Source organism: Sediminibacterium sp. GW821-FHT12F12 (genome assembly GCF_058806635.1).
The window spans coordinates 1-21,741 of record NZ_JBXAPW010000007.1 but is presented as its reverse complement, the minus strand read 5'-3'; the positions used below and the strand labels follow the sequence as shown (position 1 = coordinate 21,741).

Below are 21,741 nucleotides of genomic sequence, written 5' to 3'. Positions count from 1 at the left end.
GGTAGGTTTTTTATTTGAAATCGATCTCTGCCAATAACACAGTTCTCGGATCGAGCAATAACAGATCGGGTTTTGTGGCGGAGGGAATGTTGAAGCTGGTTTGTAAACTATTCACCGTAAACTTTTTGATCTCCGGTGCTGCATTGCCAGCTTTGTAAATAGCTACTTCGATCGGAAAATCAAATGGCGTACGGGAGGATTGGGTTTGCTGCAGGGTAACGGTGATCTGTTGGGTTTTGTTATCGTATGCCCAACTTCCTTTTAATTGTAAGTTATCTGCACGGGTAAGGTATTGGGTAAAAAATCCGCGGAGGTTTTGATTGGCGGCTTTTTCCATTTCGGTGATAAAGTCGTTGGTGGTAGCGTTGGCGTTGTAGAACTTTTTGTAATAAGCCTGTATGCCTTTTCTGAAAGCATCCTGTCCCATTCTGTCGCGCAGCATATGTAATACCCAGGCTCCTTTCTGGTAAGTGAGGCCGCTGGTTACCAACCCCTTTTCGGCAGAGCGCTCCGCCACAATGGCCCAGGCAGAATCTTTTTTGGTAAGATCATACACGGTTTTACGTGAAGCTTTGATGCCATTGATGAACTCTTCCTGTCCATACGCATTTTCAATAAACAGGAGGGTGAAATAAGTGGCAAACCCCTCGCTGAGCCAGGCATCATCCCAGGTAGTTTCGGTTACGGCATTGCCAAACCATTGGTGGGCCAACTCGTGTATCACTACATTACGCAGGCGAACGGATTTTTTCCCGGTTACCATTTTCTCGTCATAAAAAATAGCCGAAGAGGTTTCCATTCCTCCGCCTACACTCTGGGTTTCTATGCTGGCCAGTTTTTCATAGGCAAAGGGTCCTACCAGGTCTGAGTAAAACTGTAATACCTGTTTGGTGGGCTCTGCAAAATCCAGAAAGCCGGCTTCACGGTCTTTGGGGTATACCCATGTTTGAATAGACTTACCATTGAAATCATCTACATACTGTACGGCAAACTCGGCTATGCCCAGCACAAATAACCAGCAGGATACAGGTACCGATTGTTTCCAGTGGGTGAGTTTGGTGGTTTTATCGAGCATAGATTCTTCGAGCAATAAACCGTTTGATACTACTTTGTAATGGGCGGGTGCGGTTACAATAAATTCGGATGTGGCTTTATCGTAAGGATGGTCTACCGTAGGCAACCAGTGTCGGGCATTATTGGGCCAGTTCTCGCACATAAAACTCCGGTCGACGAATTTGGTGGGCTGGATCTTCATGCCACCGGCCGGTATGCCTTTGTAGCGGATCACCACCGTGATCGGTTGGTCAATGGCGGGGGCGGCCGCTAACTGTATCAGTAATTCATCGTTTTTGTGGGTGAAGGATAGCGGCTGGTTCTGGTAACTCACTTCCTGCACGGTCATTCCCTTTCCTTTCCACTTATCTGCCAGGTTGATAAGGTCGAGCCGGAGTTGTTTTACATCAGCTTTTTTGCATACAAAACCGATCGAAGCTTTGCCGTTGATCTCATCCGTATTGTCTGAGAGCTGCAGATCAAACGCATAATGCAGGATATCGATAGCATAATTACGCGGATAGGTATCGGCGTAACCGGTGCCTGCAGCCAATAAGAGAATGAAAAGGAGAAGGACTGATTTGCGCTTCATACAAACGGGGTTAAGTTTTGGGAAATAGATACAACAGGGGCTATTGCTAATATAACTGAATTATCTGTGATTGGGGAGAGATGAAACAGGAAGCCTCTTTCTATGACATTTATCATTGAATCAACCTGGCTGGTAAAGTATATTTACAGGTGAGTCTATCGTGACTTTTGACAGCTGCCCAGGCTTGTAAAATCATGTGTTATGAAAAAGTTCTTGATACCTTTCTATCTTTTTATGCTGTTGGGGATTCTTCTCATCGGTTGCACCAAAAAGAACCTGGAAACACCAACAGCCGATAAGCAGATCCAGGAAAAAATACAGGCTTCGGTAGACCAGATCATGGCTCAGTATAAAACCAAATATCCCGGGTTTCCGGGTGGTATTGCCTTACAAATGGTAACAAAAGGCGGCGCCTATTTTGTGGCTTCGGGTATGGAAGCCGGTATCACAGACCAGGTACATTTCCGGGCGGCCAGTAATACCAAAACATTTACGTCAACTGCTATTTTACTGCTGGCGCAGGAAGGTAAATTACAGATCGACGCAAAGATCAGTGATACTATTCCCGGCACCAAAATGACGTATGTGCCACTGAATCCACAATACAATATTCCCTATCGTAACCAGATCACAATCCGCGATCTGTTACAGCACAATGCGGGGGTATATGATATTTCCAACGACTCTATTCCTATTACCGTAACGGCGGACGTTCCCTATGTTGGACAGAACTACCTGAGTTTTATCGGCGAAACAGACCCTAACCACAGTTTTACCTTTGATGAATTGGTAGGCGTGGTAGCTACCTGTCAGATCTCGTATGCTGCACCCAGGGTAAAACACAAATATTCTAACACGGGCTACTCTATTCTGGGAAAAATTATTGAACGGGTATCGGGCATGAGTTACGGACAGTTTATCACCGATCGCATTTTTAAACCGATGGGTATGACACAATCTTCTATGCCCTTTACCGGTTCCGATCAATTGATACCGGCACCGTTTGCGCGTGGCTATTATTATCTGCCCGCCACGAAAGAATGTACCCAATCCAATATATCCGCAAACGTAGCAGAGGGTAATCTTATTACTAGCCCCTATGATCTCTCCCGGTTCATCCGGAAATTATTGCGGGGCGAAGGAGTGTTGACTATTACTACTGTAAATACCATCCTGAAAAATATTCCTGCCGGTCCGCTGGGCGATAGCCGCTATGCCTGCGGTATTAGTTTTATACCCAACCTGGGCTGGGGGCATAATGGAGCACATGAAGGATTTTTATCGAGAATGGTAACAGACCCCGATACAGATATTACACTGATTGCATTTACGAATACCTGGAACCTGACAGGAGGAATGGGCACGATTGTAGAACAACTCAACAATGTGCTGGATGAAGCCTGTCTCAAAGCAAAAGCGCTGGCACAATAAAGTTAACAGGAATCAATATACAGGATAGTACAGGAACAAACCCACGACAAGCGTGGGTTTTTTATTGAGAGCACCCGCTTCTTTCCTGCCTGTTTTCCGTTGTGGAGATACGAATTCACAATTCCTTAATGATGCCGTAGCATCCCGGTAATATGACAATCTGAATTTTAATAAACAGTCAACATGGAAAAACGTTCCGTTAATGTTGTAGTAATGAGCGACCTGCATCTGGGTACCTATGGATGCCACGCTGCAGAGATCGTTAATTATCTCAAAAGTATCTCTCCCCAGATACTGGTATTGAATGGCGATATCATTGATGGCTGGCAATTCAGCAAAAGATATTTCCCCGCAAGTCACTTGCAGGTGATCAAAGAGATCATGAACCATGTAAGCAGGGGCACCCGCGTGATCTATATCACCGGCAACCATGATGAAATGATGCGCCGCTACAGTGATATCCAGATCGGTAATTTTCAGTTAACAGATAAAGTGGTGATTGAGATAGATGGCAAAATGACCTGGATTTTTCATGGTGATGTATTTGATGCCACTACCAGGGGAAGTGCCAAACTGCTGGCTAAGCTGGGTGGACATGGATATGATCTGCTGATACTGCTGAACCGTTTTATCAATTACTGTTTACGCCTGCTGGGAAAAGAGAAAATGAGTTTGAGCAAAAAGGTGAAAGACAGTGTAAAACAGGCGGTATCCTGGATCGGGAATTTTGAACAGACCGCAGCTGAACTGGCCATTGCCAAAAAATATGATTATGTGATCTGCGGGCATATTCACCAGCCCCAGAAAAGAACCGTTGAAACCAAAGAAGGTAAAGTAATCTACATGAACAGCGGCGACTGGATCGAGAACCTGACCGCGCTGGAATACAATGATAACGAGTGGGAGATTTTTCACTATGATGAAAAAGCATTTGCCGACCAGCCCGTAGAAACCAAAGCGGTAAGAAAATCGCAGCGTCCGCAATTGTCTGTTGTAACAGATGAAGTCACCTTTTTTCTTAACTCCTTAAGTCTGCAATCATGAAAATACTGTACGCCGTGCAGGCCACCGGTAATGGCCATATCGCAAGGGCAAAAGAGTTATTGCCCTACCTGAAGCAATACGGCACCGTAGATGTTTTTCTAAGTGGCAGTAACAGCAACCTGCCAGTGCCTTTGCCGGTGAAATACAAGAGCAAAGGGGTAAGCCTGTTTTATGGTAACCGGGGTGGATTGGATTACTGGAAAATGCTGCAGGAATTATCGCCTTTGAAAATCATCGCAGAAGCTCGTGCTTTACCGGTTGAAAAATATGATGTGGTGATCAATGACTTTGAATGTATCACTTCACTGGCCTGTAAGTTGAAAAATGTGCCCTCGGTTAATTTTGGTCACCAGGCAAGTTTTAGCAGCAGTCACACCCCGCGGCCCGCTAAAAAAGATCCGGTAGGAGAATTGATTTTACGGAATTATGCCACTGCCACGCAATATATCGGACTTCATTTTGAGCAGTATGATGATTTTATTTATTCACCTATCATAAAAGAACAGGTACTGTATGCAAATCCAACCGATCAGGAACATATCACCGTATATCTTTCCCATTACAGCGATGATTGTATTATACCTTACTTACAACAGTTACCTGCTGTTCGTTTTGAAGTGTTTAGTAAAAAAGTAAAAGAAAGGGTACAGGTTGGTAACATCAGTTTTTTCCCGATCAATAACGAAGCCTTTACCAATAGTATGATTCATGCTGCCGGTGTTATAACCGGTGCCGGTTTTGAAACACCTGCCGAGGCCCTGGTGTTGGGCAAAAAACTCATGTGCGTGCCCATCAGGGGCCAGTATGAACAATTGTGTAATGCTGCTGCTTTGAAAAATTTCGGGGTGCCGATACTTTCTTCCATTAAAGAAGGTTTTCCGGACGAGATCCGTTCCTGGCTACAGGCGGCGGGTCCCAGAAAACTGGAACTCGCACATTCTACTGATAAGATTGTATCTAAGGTGATAGAAACAGCGCTGTCTATCCGGAAGAAAACCGATAACCCTGCAGCCTATGCGTTTCACCCGCTTGCTTTAAAATACCAGTAATTGATACCAGCTGCTACGATCCGTGCCACAGATTTTGGGAAGGACTTTTTATGGGGTGTTACGATTGCAGCAGCCCAGAACGAGGGGGCATATACGGCGGGTGGCAGGGGGCTTTCGGTATGGGACCAGTTCTCGCAACGCAAAGGAAAAATCAAAGACGGATCAAGGCCCTCGGTTGCCTGCGATTTTTATCATCGTTACCAGGACGACCTGCTATTGGTGAAAGCACTTGGTTTTACCGTATTCCGTTTTTCTATTTCCTGGAGCCGGATTCTGCCGGATGGAACCGGAAAAATCAATCCCGAAGGGATCGCTTATTATCACCGTGTAATAGATGAATGCATTAAACTGGGGCTGGTTCCTTTTATTACCTTATACCACTGGGATCTTCCCTATGCACTCGAAAAAGAAGGCGGTTGGTGCACACACAAGGTATTACGCTGGTTTAGCCGCTTTGTAACTGTTTGCGCCACGGAGTACGGCGATAAAGTAAAAAACTGGATCATCCTGAATGAACCCATGGCATTTACATCGTTGGGCTATATGTTGGGTGTGCATGCGCCGGGTAAAAGAGGGTTGGAGTATTTTCTTCCTGCTGTACATCATGCGGCCATGGCGCAGGCAGAAGGAGGCAGGATTATCAGATCATTGGTTCAGGCGGCTACTATTGGTACGGCTTTTTCCTGCAGTGAAATTGTTCCGGCTTCGCAGCATCCAAAAGATGTAGCAGCAGCCAACCGGATGGATATTCTGCTGAACAGATTGTTTATCGAACCTTCGCTGGGTATGGGTTATCCGGATGACCCTTTTCCATTAATGGAGAAATTATTCCTGCATAATAAAGCCTGGAAGTACACGGAGCAGCTCCGTTTCGATTTTGATTTTATCGGGTTGCAAAATTATTTTCCTGTAACGGTAAAATACAATGCCGTTATTCCTATCATACAGGCGGTGGAAGTAAAAGCTGCCACCAGAAAAATGCCGCATACGGCCATGGGATGGGAAGTGAATGCAGACAGTTTTTACCGAATGGTTAAACGGTTTGCCGCGTATGAAAACGTAAAGCAGGTAATTGTAACAGAAAACGGCGCTTTCTATAAAGACAAGCTGGTGAACGGCAGGGTTGATGATGTACAACGAACCGCTTATTTTCAACAATACCTGACAGCTCTTTTGCGTGCCAAAAAGGAAGGAGTGAAAGTGAATGGTTACTTTGCCTGGACCCTCATGGATAATTTTGAATGGTCGGAAGGTTATCACGCACGCTTTGGACTGGTGCATGTTGATTTTGACACACAACTAAGAACTGTAAAACAATCCGGTCATTGGTTCAGAGAATTTCTATCCCGATAAAGACGATTTAAAAATTATGGATATAAGCCAACATCAAACCGGCGGCCATACGGGTAGCACTGATCTTTTTGAGTGCTCCTTCCAATGCATTTTCCTGGGTGGGGTTATCAAAGCTGACCATTTGTTCTAACTGGCTTTTTCTTCCGTATGAAAGCAGGAGTCCGGCGCGTAGGTTAAATTTCCGTTTTTTGAAATTGGTTCCCACCTGCATGTGGTAAATATCCCAGGTAGCGGTGTTGGACCTGTAACCATCATCGTTGCTGAATGAACGCTGATCGGAATAATTAAAATCAGTTCGCAGCGAAAGATAGCCGGTAACCCTTTCTTTGAGCGGGAAACTGGCGCCTACGGCATAATTGAGGATGGATTTATGAATGTTTTTCAGCTGCATCATAGAAGAAGTGAAATATTCTCCGATACCCGTTTGCGGCTGAACAAAATATTCATCACGGGGCGTGATCACATTGTATTCGCCAATCGGAACAAAATACTCGGCTGAAAAATACAGATCACTTTTGCCGTAGTTCAGGGTATACCCTCCTGCAATACTGAGCGGTGTTCTCCATTTTGATGATAGTTTGGTTTGTTTACTACTGGCCAGCATAAAAATCTCTTCGGTACCCACAACGAGGTTACTGATATTGTATTGAACGAGCAGGTCGGCTTTGGAAGTAAGGTGTATAGAAGGTAAGGTTACCAGTAAACCTACATGATTTTTTGAGTTGAGTTCGTATGAGAGTCCTGCTTTAATGCCGAGGTTCCACACATTACTATGTACGAGGTAGTATTCTCCGATAGATATCATGCGCTGATCGTAGGAGGTACTCAGATCGTTGCTGAGTACATTGATGCTCATGTTATGATGAAACTCCTGCCGACGGTTCGTAAAACCAAAGGTTAGTCCCATAGCCAGTTTGTTTGTGAGCGATTTACCTACGGCCAGTATACCACTGGTTTCTTCTACGGTGTTGGCATGCACATATTGACCTACAAAAAATTCATTCCCCGGACTTGTGCCATCCGGTAGAATATTGATCATGGCATCCCTTCTTTGCGAAGCATGAAATTTCATTACCGGTGTGCTCATGATGGCATAGGCAATGGTGATCGGTTTTTTCAGTTTCAGGTAAATGGTGTTGGAGGCAAGTACCGGAAGAATATACGTAGAAGTCGCTTTGAGGTTTAACCCTAATCCGGCCCCATCGTTAAAATTGGTGGTTTGAAAATTGTAAATGCTGCCACTGATATTGGATGCATTTTTGGTGTTGTATGCCAGTAGTGCAGGGTTATAAAACAGTACACCACTGTCTCCGTTTTTGGCGATGGTGGAACCCGGCGAAAGAAAGCCTCCGGGACCATAAGTGGATGACCAGTAATTAGCATCCTGGGCAACACTTGCAGCGGAGAGAAAGAACAGTAGCGCTGGTAGAAAAATTCTAGTCATAACGCAGAATTTTGGGAGAAGAGAATCAGATTTTCAGTAACTTGAAGGAGATAAAAAGTTCACTGAAAAGCTTATACAAAGGTGACCAAAATTGTTCATATTCTGCTCTTTTTGTTAACGTTGTTACTGCCTGTTGCAGCGGATTCGCAGGGGCTTAGTTTCACCTATCCGGTCCCCATTGCCAGCCAGGCGCAAACTGATCGGGAGCCCAGTATCACCCGGTATAATGATTACTTTTTTATTGCCTGGAAAACGACAGGATCTTTGGGAAATGTCATGCTACTCAATCTGGGTAAACAATATGATATGGGCAGTACTGCTGCTGTTGTTGGTATTCCCGGTGCCCAATCTGCTTTTGCTCCTATCATACGAGCGTTCAATAACCATCTCTATCTTTTCTGGATCTCCCCGAAGGGGAAAATTCAATACATACTGCGTAACAAAGACCAGGATTTTGATCTTGCTGCCATTCAGGAGATCGGCTTCACCGAACCTGGTAAGGTTTCCCTGGGCATCAGCGTGGTAGAAATGGGTAACCGGTTATTATTGGCCACACATGCAGACAATAAAGAGAATATATTATATACACTGCTTACAACAGATGCCACAGGATTGATTCAACCGGCCAGTCTGCAGAAACTGCCGGAGGAGAAATCAAAAAACTATCCGCATGTTACCGCCATTAATAAAGAAGTAGCCAGGCTTTGCTGGCAGGGGAAAAACGACCAGTTATATTTTGCCGATTTTGAGAGTAACAAAAACAGCTGGACAGCTGCCACACCCAAAGGAAATTCACAAACACAGGTATCTCCGGTGGTACACCAGGTGTATAACTCGGACCAGTTATTTTATATCTGGAGAGGGTATAAAAAAGACAATCGCCTGTATTATAAAATGGGAGCAGGCTTTGAGAGTCCGCGCGGGCATACCGAATTGCCCCCTTATTTTACTACGGATCTGCCGGTATCGGTATCTAAAGTGGATGACAATGATTTTCTGATGGCGTATACCGGTACGGACCGCCGTTTATACCTGAGTAAATTTTCTGCTTATCAGCCAGCCAAATGGATAGAGCAGGTGATACAGCCACTAAAGAGTAATAAAACGCTGAAAGATATTGTGATACCCGGTTCGCACGATGCGGGCATGAGCATACTCACCGCCACCGGTGGCCAGCAGAAGGGAACCATTAATGAGTGTAACACCTTAACCCAGCAACTGAATATAGAGAAGCAGCTGAACGCGGGCATACGCATGTTCGATTTCAGGATCGGAACCTATAACGGGATGTTGTATACCAAACACAGTTCTTCGGATTGTATGGCCGAAGCCCTGGGAGGGGGCTATGGCGAACGATTACAACCCATTGCGCTGGCCATCCGGAAATTTCTGCAAAGTTACCCGCAGGAAATAGTGCTGGCCACTTTCAGTCATTTCTGCGAGCAGGAAACACCGTTACAGCGTTTAAAAGACAGCCTGATCAGTTGGGTGGGTATGGACCACCTGTATACCGCTAATAAAACTTCGATAGGTGATGTACCCTTACGAGAGCTGGCGGGTAAAGCTGTTTTGAGTTTTGAAATACCAGGCCATACAGATAACCGTTTTCCTACCTGTGCTATTGCAGATACGTCAACCGCATTTATCAATTTCAGGAGAGCCTATGCTGCTACCAATAAAATGAGTGAGCTGATTGATAAGGAAAAGAATTTCTTTATTTCACTTAATAACACACTTAATCCGAACGATCTGGTTCGCCTGGATTGGCAGTTAACCCAGGGTGCCGATGAAGCGCCGGTGATCTGTAATGAGTTTGAGGACGAAAAGATCAATCCGCTGGTAAATGGTGTAATGCTGCTGGCCAATGTGATCCGTAAGAATAAGAGCATTATCGGCCACTCGCTGGATGGCAATAAATTGCTACCGGTAAAACTGAACGAATGGATCAAAGACGGCATCATTCACACAAAGAACAAACCTAATATCGTATATGTAGACGTGGCGGGTATCTGGATCACGGATTATTGTATTGATCTGATGAGGGGAGAATTGTACCGATAGGCTCATTTTAGATATTTGTCTAACCGCTTACACATATTTAGTACCACAAATACTCCTTCCGTTACCGATAAGCCACGATGCAAACGGGTGTTTCAGTAATGGCTCTGACCTATTACCATCTCACACACAATTCTGATCGGCAAAAAGGCATCAAAATGGTATCTCTTTTTGGCTGATAGTCAGCTGTTTGGTACCGATTTACCTGCGTTTCAGACCTAACATAGACATTCTACTACATTTTTTTTGCTGGTGCGCTACGCTGCACTTGTTTATCCTGTTACCATAACGGGGCCCTAAACTCTATTCTTCTGGCGCCGATCCTGTTACTGTTTTGGATTGGTGTCACCTACTGATTTTTCACAATGCGGTCTATTTCCCGGGGGGCATAATCTGAGTCTCTTTGTACTGTAATTGTAGCGAAACAATTGCCGCTGAAAAAAGAGAGATCATGAAAACGCAGACCACCCAAACCGGAAAAATGCAAGTGCTGGGAGCCAGGATGCTCACTATGGTAACTGCGCTGTTATTGTTCACTGCCTGTCAGAAAGGAGTTGAAACACCCGTTAACATGGCTGCGGCACAGGTGGCTACCACCAGTGCTGCTTTTATTGGCGGATTCAGGATCGCAGAACCCAAAGTGATCATGAATCAGGGAAATGAAGAAAAAACCGGTATCAACTTCAGCTGGAACCGTACCGCTACCGATAACCTGCGGGACTATACTATTGAAGCTGCTGCCGAAGGTACTCATTTTGAGACACCGGTAGAGTTGGGTACCACTGATGGTGGCCAGGTAAGTTTCCTGGTAAAGGACCTTAACCAGAAAATGTGTAAACTGATTCCTGCCGGTACTACCGGCAAAGTAGAGTTGAGGGTAAAAGCCTACCCTGTATATGGCAAAAGCACTGCTGTTTACAGTGATGCGGTAGCGCTGAATGTAACTACCTACCTGCACTACACTGAATATGCTTATCCCCGTTATATGAAAATGCCCGGGAACTACCAGAACTGGGACCTGGCCACTGCCCCCCAGCTGGTGAGCGTGAACAATGATGGAGAGTATGAGGGTTATGTGAGTTTTGGCAACAACTACCCCCAGTTCATGTTTGTAAAAGGTACCCAGTGGGAAAAAACCAACACATTTACCCATATCGGCAACAGCAAGTTTGGATTTGGTGGTGGTGTACTGGCTGTGTTTGGCGGAGCGGGTACATACCTGGTAAAAGCAAGTACCAATACCAATAGCTGGAGCTATACCAAAATCAACAACTGGGGCATCCACGGAACAGCTGTAGCGGGCAACCCTGGCACAGACCCTGTGATGAGCTACGATGAAGCCAGCAAAGCATATGTGATGGGTGTGAACCTGCAGGCGGGTACTTTCCGGTTCAGGGCCAATAACGATAATGCGGTTACGCTGGGCAAAGAAGTAAAAGATGGTTACGAAGTACCTGTGGCAGGGGGGGCTGATTTTACTGTAGCCACTGCCGGTTACTACAATATTTACCTGAAAGTAGACCTGGCCGGTAACTATGCCTGCACAGTAGCCAAACAAGCTACTCCTGCTGTAAATGGCAAATAAACAAATCCCCCTGGATATATAGCAAGCAAATGGATGACGATGAGTAGGCGGTACCCGAAAGGGTATCGCTTTTTTGTTTTTGTTCAGGCCGCTTTGGAGTCCCGACCAAAATCTGCCCGCTAAGGTGCGGTTAGACCGAATAAATGGTTATGGGTTGGTTGACCAGATGGAGGCATCTTTTACAAACACCCTTCTGTTCAGTTTTAATTGTGCCACTATCAGTTCTGCAAAATCTTCGGGGTGCATTACGCGGTCTTCGTTGTTGTTGAGCAGGTTGGTGCTTTTGGCCAGGTCGGTTACTACGGTGCTGGGAGTAAGTGCTGTTACGCGGATATTGTGTTTGCGCACTTCCTGCATCAGCGAATCGGTTAGTCCCATCAGTCCGAATTTAGAGGCGCTGTAAGCACTGGTAACCGGCGCTCCTTTTAAACCTGCCGTAGAAGATACATTGATGATATCGCCGGTCTGCCTTTCGATCATCTCGGGCAATACGGCGCGGGTAACATAGTATACACCAAACAAATTCACTTTCACCTGGTTCTCCCACTGTTCCGGCGTTAACTCCAGGAATTTCCCGAAAGCGGCCGTACCGGCGTTGTTAATCAGGATATCAATTGCCCCCAGCTCCTGCCGGATCTTTGCCACAGCGGCATTCACTGAGTTGATATCACTTACATCCGCCATGGCAATGGCTGCTTTTACGCCCAGTGCGGTTACTTCTGCAGCAACCGCCTGCAGGTCTTTCTCAGTTCGGGCCACCAAACCGATATGTACACTCTCGTTCGCCAAAGCCAGCGCTACCGCGCGCCCAATTCCTTTACCGGCACCAGTGATCAGGGCGGTTTTACTTTGTAATGATTGCATATGATCTTTTATTTTCTAAGTTAGGGAATGGTAATCGTGAGTCGTGAATCGTGAGTAGGTAGGGAATAGACGGTTTAATACTCACAACTGACGATTCACGACTCCGCAAAATTACCTCCTTTGCAGCCGGCACATTGTAAATTCTGTGTCATTGTTGGCTCTTACCTAGCAAAGCTCCATTTAATTCGTAAGTAGCCAATATCCTGCAAGCCCTGAAAGCTACTCTCGTATTGCAGAAAAAAAGATTGCCAGATAAGATCTGCATCAAGCTGGGAGGAAAGATTATAGCTAACGCCGGGCGAGAGAATGAGCAGCTTAAGTTGTGTTGAATACACAAGGGTACAACTGGCGGAACTTAGTGGGCTAATCTCTTTCCGGCCGGCCAGTAACCAGCTAAAGCGCGCGGGCATCAGGTTTTTGGAACTGAGGCTCAGGTTAAGTTCTGCCAGGTTGGCGATATTCCGGTTGAGACCACGACTGTTATAAAGGCCACCCACCGTAAGGTACCAGCCGTGTTTGAAAGCATGGTCCAGCGCCAGGGTCAGGTTCAGTTGCGCGGCAGAATCTTTATTGGCGAAATAATATTGCGTTTCGCCCTTGAAGCCTGTTTCTTTAATACTACCCGCCCAGCCCGCACCCAGTGTGGCGGCACCGTGATACATACCGGAGATGAACTGCAGATCATAGTTCCATTTATTCAAAAAATAGCGCATAGCTGCGATCTGTTTCCGGTTACCGCTGCTGCTATATACAAATTCTATATGCGAAAAATCGGTGAGGTTACGCTGCAGGCTGATGGCATCAGATCCCGGTCGTTCTTCGTAATCAATATCGAGGAAATTATAGGCATTGTAAATATCGTTGGGGTTCCAAACGGTGGCCATACCCCAGTTAATGCGTTGCCTACCCATACGTGTAGTCCATTTCTCCTTTTTCAGCTCTACAAACAACCGTTCTACATTGGTGTGCAATACCAGGTTATTATTACTGATCCAGGCTTTCTGCAGGTTCCAGGCTTCATTACTGTTACGGAGCCGGTTGGCAAAATCGGGGATGCGGTTTACCTGGTCGCCCCAGAACAACCGGTTACGCAGTTCGGCGGCCACTGTAAGGGAGGTGGATGGTTTCCACTTCAGGTTAAACCGGTTATGAACCAGGTTACCCCCTGTGTGCTGGAGACTTAATTTATCGATAGAATAAGAAACCAGGTTTTTGATATATCCGTTAAAGCTTAATTTTTTTTGGTTGCTTGTTAAAGAGTCCTGTGCCGTAACCGTTAGGTAACAGCAGCAAAACCAAACGGAAACCAGCCATTTACTGTTCATGTGTATCCACTTTTGCTGTATCGGATGTGATACGGCCATCCACTAGTGTGATTACGCGCCTTGCCCTCTCAATCACCCTGGCATCGTGGGTGGAAAAGAGGAAAGTGATATTCTCTTCCCTGTTCAACAGCGCCATAATATCGAGCAGGTTGGATGCGGAGGCAGTATCAAGGTTGGCTGTGGGTTCATCGGCCAGTACAAACTGCGGTTTTGATGCCAGTGCCCGGGCCACGGCCACACGCTGTTGCTGACCACCGGATAACTGTGAGGGCCGGCTGTCCATTTTATCTTCGAGGCCGATCTGTTTGAAGAGGGTATTGATGCGTTCTTCCCTGGCGGTTTTATCTATACCCTGTAACTGCATGATAAATTCCACGTTCTCTTTGGCAGTTAAGACGGGTATCAGGTTAAAGGACTGAAACACGAAACCAATATTCTGTAAACGGAAATCGATGAGTTTGTTGGGAGACATTGCCGTGATATCAATGCCATTGATCTCTATTCTGCCTTCATCGGGCCTGTCTAATCCGCCGATCAGGTTCAGCAAAGTGGTCTTACCTGAGCCGGAGGGTCCTACCAGTGCGGTAAACTCTCCCTGGTTAATATGCAGGTGTACATTGTTGATAGCATATACGGGTATGTTCTCTTTGTTATAGATCTTAGAAATATTATGTGCGTCAATTACGGTACTCATGTCTGTTATTTTGAATGATCATGCTTTTATTTTCGTAACGCTTCTATTGGTTGTAACTGCAGGGCTTTGATAGCAGGATAGATACAGGATGCCAACGCAGTAAACAACACAATTCCCATGATGGCTGCCAGTTTCTCTATAGGAAATTCGGGATAGATCAGGGTACTGAAACCGAAACTGCTCATCATTTCCTTGCCCATGTTTTCGAGGTTCAGCCCATGGCGGTTGTAGTAAGCTGTCACTATCCAGGCAATACCCAATCCTACCGGTGTGCCGATAAGGGTAAGGAAAACCGTTTCGAGAAATACCAGCAGGAACAAACGGAACCGGTTCATTCCGAGTGCCATCATCACACCGATTTCCTGTGTGCGTTCGAGTATGGCCATGAGCATGGTGTTTACAATACCAAAAGCCAGTGCAAACAGGATGATACCGATGATGATATAGGATGTGATGTCAACTGTATCAATCATCAGCTCTGTTTCCGGAGACAGGTTTTGCCAGGGCTCTACCAATAGCCCCGGGTATTGTTGCTGCAACCGTTGTGTAGTTGATAAGGTCATGGCATCCTGCTGAAGAATAAGAGCTATTTCGTGTGCCTCTTTTCCCAGGTTAAGTGCTTCGTTTAGTTTGGTCTGTTGTACATATACATTGCGTTCATCCATAGGTGTGTTCTCTGACTGGTAAATGGCAGCAACGCGGAAAGCGGCAGAGATCAGATTGGCATCTGCATCGGTAAATGTGAGAACCAGTTTACCTCCAGGTTTCAGTTTCATTTTATCGGCCAGTTTTTTGCCGATGAGTAGCTGGTTTTGTTTGTTGGGATCAAATCCTTTTCCCTCGCGGATTTTTTGTGAAAGGCCGGATACCTTGTTTTCCATGGCCATGTTAATACCATTGATCTGCACACCTGCACTGCCCGTGGTAGTGGCCAGCATACCCTGTGTGATGGTTCGGGAGGCAACAAACCTGACCGCGGCATCTTTCTGCAGATCGCCCAGCATTTTTTCCGTGTGGCCGAGTGAATACTGTGCTTCGTAATCTTTCCTGAACTCCCTGTGGTGGATCTGGATATGGCCGGTTTCTGCATAGATCACGGTTCTTACACGACTGTTCATCATACCCCTGTACAGTGCCAGTACAGCAATACCCGCAAACAGCCCTATCGCTACCGAAAGCATGATAACGAGGCTGCGTATTTTGTTACGCCATATATTTCGCCAGGCAATTCTGAAGATCACAGTAATGAATTTATTTTTTCATGGATATAACAGGGTTTAAACGGAATACTTTCAATACCGGATATAAAGACAATACCAGCCCGATCAGCAATACCATCAGGCCCTGGTTAATAAAATGAATGCTGTCTGTTGAGGTAGGAAATATGGCTTCAAATCCAAAACGTTCATAGGTTTTGGCGGCATTACCCGTGATCCGGATGGGTTTTTTTTGCAGGTAAAATACCAGGGGCATACTGGCCAGTATGCCCAGCAAACAACCTGCCAGTACTGTCATGATCGATTCGGTCAGCAGTAACAAAGCCAGTTTGCTCTTGCGCATACCAATGGCTACCAGCATACCCAATTCAAAGCGGCGTTCTGCCATCATCATCAGTAAGGTACCAAAAATACCGAAGGAGATCAGCAGGTAAAGGATCAGTTGTATCACCACCATATTGGCACTGTCGCTTTTGATATGCTGTTTGATGTCGGGCATCATCTGCTCCCAGCTCATAACCTCGTATCCCTTACCGGCCAATTGTTGCGCCGAAGTACTGATAGCAGTAACCTGCCTGGGTTCTTGTATGGAAAGTACATACGAAGTAAGGATGCCAGGTGCTTCGAACATGGTTTGTGCGGTAGCAAGTGGCATATACAGTAGACGCTCATTCAGATCGGGCGAACCGAATTTTGCGATGCCCCCGATCACATATTTACCTGCAGCAGTGGCGCCATGATAGCCCTGTCCGATCAGCACCAGTGTATCCTGTAGCTGCAGTTTCAGTCTTTTTAATAACCCTTCTGATAGGAGCACTGTGTTGTCAGCTGCTTTCAGGTATTGGCCGGCGATCAGTTTGGCAGAAAGCCGGGTGATCCTGTCTTCTTTCTCCGGGTCTATACCCACCACCATACAACCCTTGGTATTGTTACCTGCAGAAGCCAGTGCAAAAGATTCCAGCCGTGGAGCGATACCGGTAATACGTGTATCTTTCAACAGTTTTTGCTCGAGGCTGGCGGATTTTTCAAAACTGTTGTCGAGGATCTGTTCATCCCAATAACCCTGTTGGTGTATCTGTATATAACCCGAATAAAAACTAACTACATTTTTGATCAGGTTATCAAAGATCCCCGTTTTAATACTGCTGGTAAGCACAGATAATAGTACGGCAAAAAAGATGGATGCCATGGTAATGGCGGTGCGGTTGCGGTTGCGCCAGAGGTTTTTCCATGCCAGCTGTAGGATCCACATGTTAGTTAAATTGTTTTATCCGCTCAATGGAGAAAAAATTATCGTCGATCTGCCGGTTAAATTGTACGGAGAGGTAGATGATCTCTGTTTTATGTCCTTTTTTATCCGCCGGTATCATTTCAATACGGGTAGGGATCAGGCGACCGTCCATCATCCTGATATCAGATCCCCGCATCGTATTGGTGAGTTTGCCTTCCTCGTCAAAGAATTCGGTGTATAACTCCAGAAAATCTTTTTTATCAATCACCACCAGCAGTTTGCCCCAAACAACGGCTGTATTGGGTTTGGGAATGAGTTCGAGCTTGTAACAGTTTTTCCCATCCAGTAAGGTATCGCCTAATAACCGGTGGTAGTAATCGTCTACTACGGAAGATTCCTTCACGAGGTCATCATTGGTAAAATCGGTGCCCATCCAGCTGTTGGTCATCATAGACGGGGGCAGTTTGATGATGCGTTCCAGTATGGGCATCCAGTTCCATACCTCTTTTTTGCGTTTCAGGTATACGATGCCTTTGTCTTTGGGGGGAGATTGCACCAGCAGCAAGGCAAACTCATTGGCTTTCATCCAGGATCTGATCCGCATTTCGCGGGTCCAGCTGGGGCGGGTGGTTTTGATGACCAGTTCGCCCTGCGAGGTTTTGCCGCGCATTTTTTCATCGGCTTTTTGTATGATCTCGGTGGCAGATTGCGGGTAAGCAAAGGAGAAGGAACAACAAAACAATATAATGAGAGAATACCTCATAGCACTACCATTGTTATCCCAAATTTACGATATTAATCAGGGGAAAGAGGTTATTTATTAACGGTTGTACCCTTGCTGCCGGCTGTTTGGTTTAAAGCGGTAATCCCGTGGAGAAAGGATCTGCAAGGGAATCGAACAGGCAAATTCTGGTAACCTGTTGAGCAGTTAGTCGGCTACTTGCTTGCAATAGGTTTTTCTTTTTCATCTTTCCCTCCGCAACTCCCCGAATCAAGCGTTCACGAAATCGTTTGCGTTTGTTTTCTCCGCCGGTTGGCGCCATTTTCAACGGCTTCTTCGTATTTTATTGCCTGATTAATCGCCCCGATTGCTATGAATGACAAACTGCCAGACAGAACTGCATTTGCGGGCAGCGTGGCTACGGCAGACCGATTGGTAAGAACGATGATAGATATTGCCGGGATTTCTTTGACTGATACCATCCGCATGATCACAGAAACGCCAGCCAGAATTATGGGCGTGTTGGATCGGAAAGGAACCTTGCAGGCGGGGAAGGATGCTGATATTTTACTGTTTGATAACGATATCCGGATCTTGCTGACAATCGTGAACGGACGCATTGTGTACCAGACTGCTTGATATTTCGACATCAAAAAGGCTGTTACTAATCATCTGAACGCAGATCCAACCGGATAATCGCTTCATGCGATCCCTGGCTGAAGATGCCCCTGTCGCCAATGCTTTTTCCATAGGAATAGCCAAAACTTAATTTATCATTCAGCTTTATTTCCAGTAAACCCATAATGGCATCATCATACCGGTACGAAGCGCCAACACCGATCATGTCTTTCACCCAAACGCTTCCGTTTACATGCACATCAAATACTTTTCCATTCATCCAGCGCATGTATACAGACGGTTTACATTGTATTTCATCGCTCAGCGTGGCCGTTATGCCTGTGGTTAAAATCAGCTGCATGTTGCGCAGCGTAGCGCTGTTAACCGAAAGGATCTTATCTACCTTAACCGTACTTACCAGCAAAGATGGCGCAGATAAACTGGCGTAAAACCCTGGCCGCTGGTAATAGATCCCGGCACCGGCGGTAGGCATTACCACATTGGTATTATATTGAAAGGAAGGGTCGTTCTGAAAGGGAAGTGCTACAGAAGTCCGGTCTATCCGGTAATTCATCAAACCACCCTGCAGCCCCAGCGATAAAAATTCATCTTCTTCAAACTGAAGCATGGTAGCAAAACTCATATTGATACCGTTGGTTTTTTCGAGGCCGATGGAACTTGTGTATAACTGCAGCCCCAGTCCGAAATGATGTTCCTTCAAGGGTGCATCCATCGAAAAAATGCTTGTTTGCGGTGCACCCGGAATACCCGCCCACTGTTTGCGGAAACCCGTGCTGATACTGAGCCCGCCCCTGCTGCCCGCATAAGCCGGATTAATGTTCAGCAGGTTAAACAGGTATTGTTTATTGCTTGCGTCTTCCTGTGCAAAAGAAGCCACACAGCAACTACCCGATAGCAACAGTAAAAAAAGGGTTTTGTAAAAAATTGACATGCTTTATCGGTAATTTTTTATTTCCATATAGATAAGTATCCATAAAAAGTTTCCTCTGATCCGTTTGCTACATCTGTTACTACCACTTTGTAGAAATAAGTACCATCTTCTACGCGTTGGTTGGAAGTAGGTCCGCCCTGGTTATTGGTTCCATCCCAATCATTTTTGTAATTCTGGTTACGATATACCAGTATTCCCTGTTTATTAAATACCCAGATAGCGGCCCGGTTATTACCGAGACTACCGATCACAAATCTGTCGTTGATACCATCTCCGTTGGGTGACATACCTTCCTGCATCTGGTATTTTGCCGGACTCAGAATCAGGGGTGTTGTTACCGGAGCGGCTCCGGTAGCGGGTGCAGTGAGACCGTTTACGGAACGGTTATTGAATACATACTGTGTGTTGTTATATCCGTTCAGGGTTCCTTTCAGGCTGGCTGTATTATAATAGTAACCATCTTTTTTATTGGTAACAATATTCAGTACCAGTGTAACAGTATCGGTGCTTTTTATTGGCAGCGTACTGGCGGGAAGCAGGAGATCGGTGTTGGTGGTTCCGTTAAATGCCGGGTTGGCCACCAGCCGGCCACTGGTTTGTATGCTGCTTACGCTGAAACTGGCGGGGGAAGGAAATACCTTATCCAGTGTATCCAGTAATTGCACCGTGTTGGCGGTAAGGTTTCCGCGGTTAGTGAGCAGGAAAACGAAAGTAACGCGGTAACTGCCATCTGGCTGACGTACAGGCGTAAGGGCTGCTTTGGCCAGTGTAATAGAGTCGGTACGGGTATCCGCGGTTTTCGTAAGAAAATTATCTTCTCCGAGAATCGTAAAAACGCGTGTATTGATAAAAGCTCCACGGATATGAGGCCCTGTTGTATAAATACCCGGATTACTCAGTCCCGAAGGTCCGAGTGTATCCCAGGTACGTTCGGTGAAATCGTATTTGGAAACATAACTATTACCGCGGTGAGCAGTAAAAGCAGGGCCTTCTCTGTCTACTACGTGTTGAAAAGCAACAATTGATGGAATCTGGGTATTATTTTCCTGACCGATATTCCAGGTTTGCTGCAGACTGGCCGGACTACCTGTTGGACCAATAGTAGCGTTCCGGTAAATATTATCGAATACCCTGGCATGTAGATCCTGTGGTGTGGGGGTGTTGAACATGATGGAAACCGGCGCATAACTACCTGCCTGTGTACCAATGGGAAATACTACGCTGCCGGTGGCGGAAGAAAGTTTGGCCCGGTACAGGTTTCCTCCTTTTGGGGTATTGCCGGTGGCTACAAAGCGGTTTTCAGTATAACCGGTGATAGAGCCGGGGTTGTTTTTACCAACCATCAGGTTATTACCGTTAAGCCAGAGTAATCCATCTTCAAAATGCAGGGTACCCAGAATATGGGTATCGGTTCCTTCATCGAGATACAAACCCCGGGGGTTGGCTACCAGCAGGTTGGGGAAAGCACCACCGGTTTTGGTATTGACTGAAAAACCACCGGCAAGGTATTGAGGAGAGCTGCTGTTGAAAAAACGAAAAGCACCGCCTACACCCGAAAAAGAATTGGGATTGTTTATCCCCCATTCATCGGGGAAGGAAGCGGTAACGCCGTTACGCCACCTGTCGCCATACATATTAATGGTAACTCCTTTTACTGAGCCCATTGTGCCATCATTGATGACGTTGTTGAATACAGACAGGTTAGCCTTGTTATTTACATACAGGGTGGCGTTGGGTGCAAGGTATAGGGCAAAGTCATTGCTGTTCTGTGCGTTAACGGTTAATACAGAACACAGGAATGCACCCTGCAGCAGGACTGCTGCTTTTCTGATGATAGACGGATATGTAAAACAGTGTTTTTTCAAAGGGTATATCCTGTTTTATTTTTTTTGAGATGCCAGTTTCTTGATCATGTTTTCCAATTGCTGCATTTTTTCCTGCAGTTCCTGGTTTTGCTTTTTCAAGGATTCGATCTGTTCCTGCTGTTCCTGTATGGATTTTACGATGGGAGATACCATAGCAGAATAATTAATAGATAACCTGCCGGATTTATCTTCTGTTACGAGTTCCGGGAAGATTTTTTGTACCTCCTGTGCGATAAAACCTATCTGCCTGTTTTTTCCAAAAGCCGGATTAATCCAGTTATAGGAAACCGGTTGCAGCGAAAGAATACCTGTGAGAGAAGCAGGTAATGTGCTTATATTCTTCTTGAGTCTTTTATCAGAAAGGTTGGTAAAGTTGGCTACGGTAATATTTGTGGCAGAAATGGTGTTGGCGTCGATGGTGCCAGTGGAAACAATATCAGTCAGGTTGCTGGTAACAGCGCTTAGACTGTTAGCTGTAATATTACCAGAAACAGTTATTGCAGAAAGATTACCGAGTGAAGTGATATTATTCAATGTACCGGTTCCCAATGTTCCGCTGAAGGTTCCGCCGGTAATCGTTCCTGTTGCAGTAATATCTGTAAAGTTACCAGTAGTGGCACTCACAGAGGATGCGGTAACATTACC

The 21,741-nt window shown here is 45.8% G+C and carries 18 protein-coding genes; 7 read left to right on the top strand and 11 right to left on the bottom strand.

The features are described from left to right. Positions 1-10 precede the first annotated feature (10 nt). Complete coding sequence (locus AC1RNB_RS11320) at positions 11-1,645, bottom strand: M1 family metallopeptidase (protein ID WP_493082837.1); 1,635 nt, start codon at positions 1,643-1,645, stop codon at positions 11-13. Between the two features lie 201 nt (positions 1,646-1,846). On the opposite strand from AC1RNB_RS11320, the gene AC1RNB_RS11315 reads away from it, so the two are divergent. The 4 genes from AC1RNB_RS11315 to AC1RNB_RS11300 all read left to right on the top strand — a co-directional run bounded on the left by AC1RNB_RS11315 (position 1,847) and on the right by AC1RNB_RS11300 (position 6,522). Next, positions 1,847-3,076, top strand: a complete 1,230-nt coding sequence (locus tag AC1RNB_RS11315) for a serine hydrolase domain-containing protein (protein ID WP_493082835.1) — start codon at positions 1,847-1,849, stop codon at positions 3,074-3,076. 183 nt (positions 3,077-3,259) lie between these two features. After that, complete coding sequence (locus AC1RNB_RS11310; protein ID WP_493082833.1) at positions 3,260-4,120, top strand: UDP-2,3-diacylglucosamine diphosphatase; 861 nt, start codon at positions 3,260-3,262, stop codon at positions 4,118-4,120. Further along, complete coding sequence (locus AC1RNB_RS11305) at positions 4,117-5,169, top strand: glycosyltransferase family protein (RefSeq protein ID WP_493082832.1); 1,053 nt, start codon at positions 4,117-4,119, stop codon at positions 5,167-5,169. Before AC1RNB_RS11310 ends, AC1RNB_RS11305 begins: the two co-directional genes overlap by 4 nt. Next, positions 5,170-6,522, top strand: a complete 1,353-nt coding sequence (locus AC1RNB_RS11300) for a GH1 family beta-glucosidase (RefSeq protein WP_493082830.1) — start codon at positions 5,170-5,172, stop codon at positions 6,520-6,522. 7 nt (positions 6,523-6,529) lie between these two features. Here AC1RNB_RS11300 and AC1RNB_RS11295 read toward each other — a convergent pair whose 3' ends face one another. Beyond that, on the bottom strand, positions 6,530-7,966 hold the full coding sequence (locus tag AC1RNB_RS11295) for a hypothetical protein (RefSeq protein WP_493082828.1): 1,437 nt from the start codon (positions 7,964-7,966) through the stop codon (positions 6,530-6,532). A gap of 81 nt (positions 7,967-8,047) precedes the next feature. On the opposite strand from AC1RNB_RS11295, the gene AC1RNB_RS11290 reads away from it, so the two are divergent. Together AC1RNB_RS11290 and AC1RNB_RS11285 are read left to right on the top strand one after the other, a co-directional pair. After that, entirely contained in the window at positions 8,048-10,027 is a 1,980-nt protein-coding gene (locus tag AC1RNB_RS11290) for a PI-PLC domain-containing protein (RefSeq protein WP_493082826.1), read from the top strand. 448 nt (positions 10,028-10,475) lie between these two features. Then, on the top strand, positions 10,476-11,609 hold the full coding sequence (locus tag AC1RNB_RS11285) for a SusE domain-containing protein (RefSeq protein ID WP_493082824.1): 1,134 nt from the start codon (positions 10,476-10,478) through the stop codon (positions 11,607-11,609). A 147-nt stretch (positions 11,610-11,756) separates the two neighbouring features. On the opposite strand, the gene AC1RNB_RS11280 is transcribed toward AC1RNB_RS11285, so the two are convergent. The 6 genes from AC1RNB_RS11280 to AC1RNB_RS11255 all read right to left on the bottom strand — a co-directional run bounded on the left by AC1RNB_RS11280 (position 11,757) and on the right by AC1RNB_RS11255 (position 17,703). Further along, on the bottom strand, positions 11,757-12,473 hold the full coding sequence (locus tag AC1RNB_RS11280) for a 3-ketoacyl-ACP reductase (protein ID WP_493082822.1): 717 nt from the start codon (positions 12,471-12,473) through the stop codon (positions 11,757-11,759). Between the two features lie 161 nt (positions 12,474-12,634). Further along, complete coding sequence (locus AC1RNB_RS11275; protein ID WP_493082820.1) at positions 12,635-13,798, bottom strand: hypothetical protein; 1,164 nt, start codon at positions 13,796-13,798, stop codon at positions 12,635-12,637. After that, positions 13,788-14,492: an ABC transporter ATP-binding protein gene (locus AC1RNB_RS11270; RefSeq protein ID WP_493082818.1), complete on the bottom strand. Its 705-nt coding sequence runs from the start codon at positions 14,490-14,492 to the stop codon at positions 13,788-13,790. Before AC1RNB_RS11270 ends, AC1RNB_RS11275 begins: the two co-directional genes overlap by 11 nt. A 26-nt stretch (positions 14,493-14,518) precedes the next feature. Beyond that, positions 14,519-15,733: an ABC transporter permease gene (locus AC1RNB_RS11265; protein WP_493082816.1), complete on the bottom strand. Its 1,215-nt coding sequence runs from the start codon at positions 15,731-15,733 to the stop codon at positions 14,519-14,521. A gap of 10 nt (positions 15,734-15,743) precedes the next feature. Then, the gene (locus tag AC1RNB_RS11260; protein ID WP_493082814.1) at positions 15,744-16,961 is read right to left on the bottom strand and encodes an ABC transporter permease; all 1,218 of its coding nucleotides are present in this window, start codon (positions 16,959-16,961) and stop codon (positions 15,744-15,746) included. Position 16,962: 1 nt separating this feature from the next. Then, positions 16,963-17,703, bottom strand: coding sequence for an outer membrane lipoprotein-sorting protein (locus AC1RNB_RS11255; protein WP_493082812.1), 741 nt, complete (start codon positions 17,701-17,703; stop codon positions 16,963-16,965). A 330-nt stretch (positions 17,704-18,033) separates the two neighbouring features. Here AC1RNB_RS11255 and AC1RNB_RS11250 point away from each other — a divergent pair, with 330 nt between their 5' ends. Next, complete coding sequence (locus AC1RNB_RS11250) at positions 18,034-18,300, top strand: amidohydrolase family protein (RefSeq protein WP_493082810.1); 267 nt, start codon at positions 18,034-18,036, stop codon at positions 18,298-18,300. Positions 18,301-18,325: 25 nt separating this feature from the next. Here the strand turns inward: AC1RNB_RS11250 and AC1RNB_RS11245 are convergent, their stop codons facing one another. The 3 genes from AC1RNB_RS11245 to AC1RNB_RS11235 form a co-directional block, all read right to left on the bottom strand. Beyond that, positions 18,326-19,231, bottom strand: coding sequence for a PorP/SprF family type IX secretion system membrane protein (locus AC1RNB_RS11245; RefSeq protein WP_493082809.1), 906 nt, complete (start codon positions 19,229-19,231; stop codon positions 18,326-18,328). 17 nt (positions 19,232-19,248) lie between these two features. Continuing rightward, positions 19,249-21,096: a T9SS type B sorting domain-containing protein gene (locus AC1RNB_RS11240; RefSeq protein WP_493082807.1), complete on the bottom strand. Its 1,848-nt coding sequence runs from the start codon at positions 21,094-21,096 to the stop codon at positions 19,249-19,251. A 15-nt stretch (positions 21,097-21,111) separates the two neighbouring features. Further along, positions 21,112-21,741: tail fiber domain-containing protein (locus AC1RNB_RS11235; protein ID WP_493082805.1), on the bottom strand; the 630-nt coding region annotated here is incomplete at its 5' end.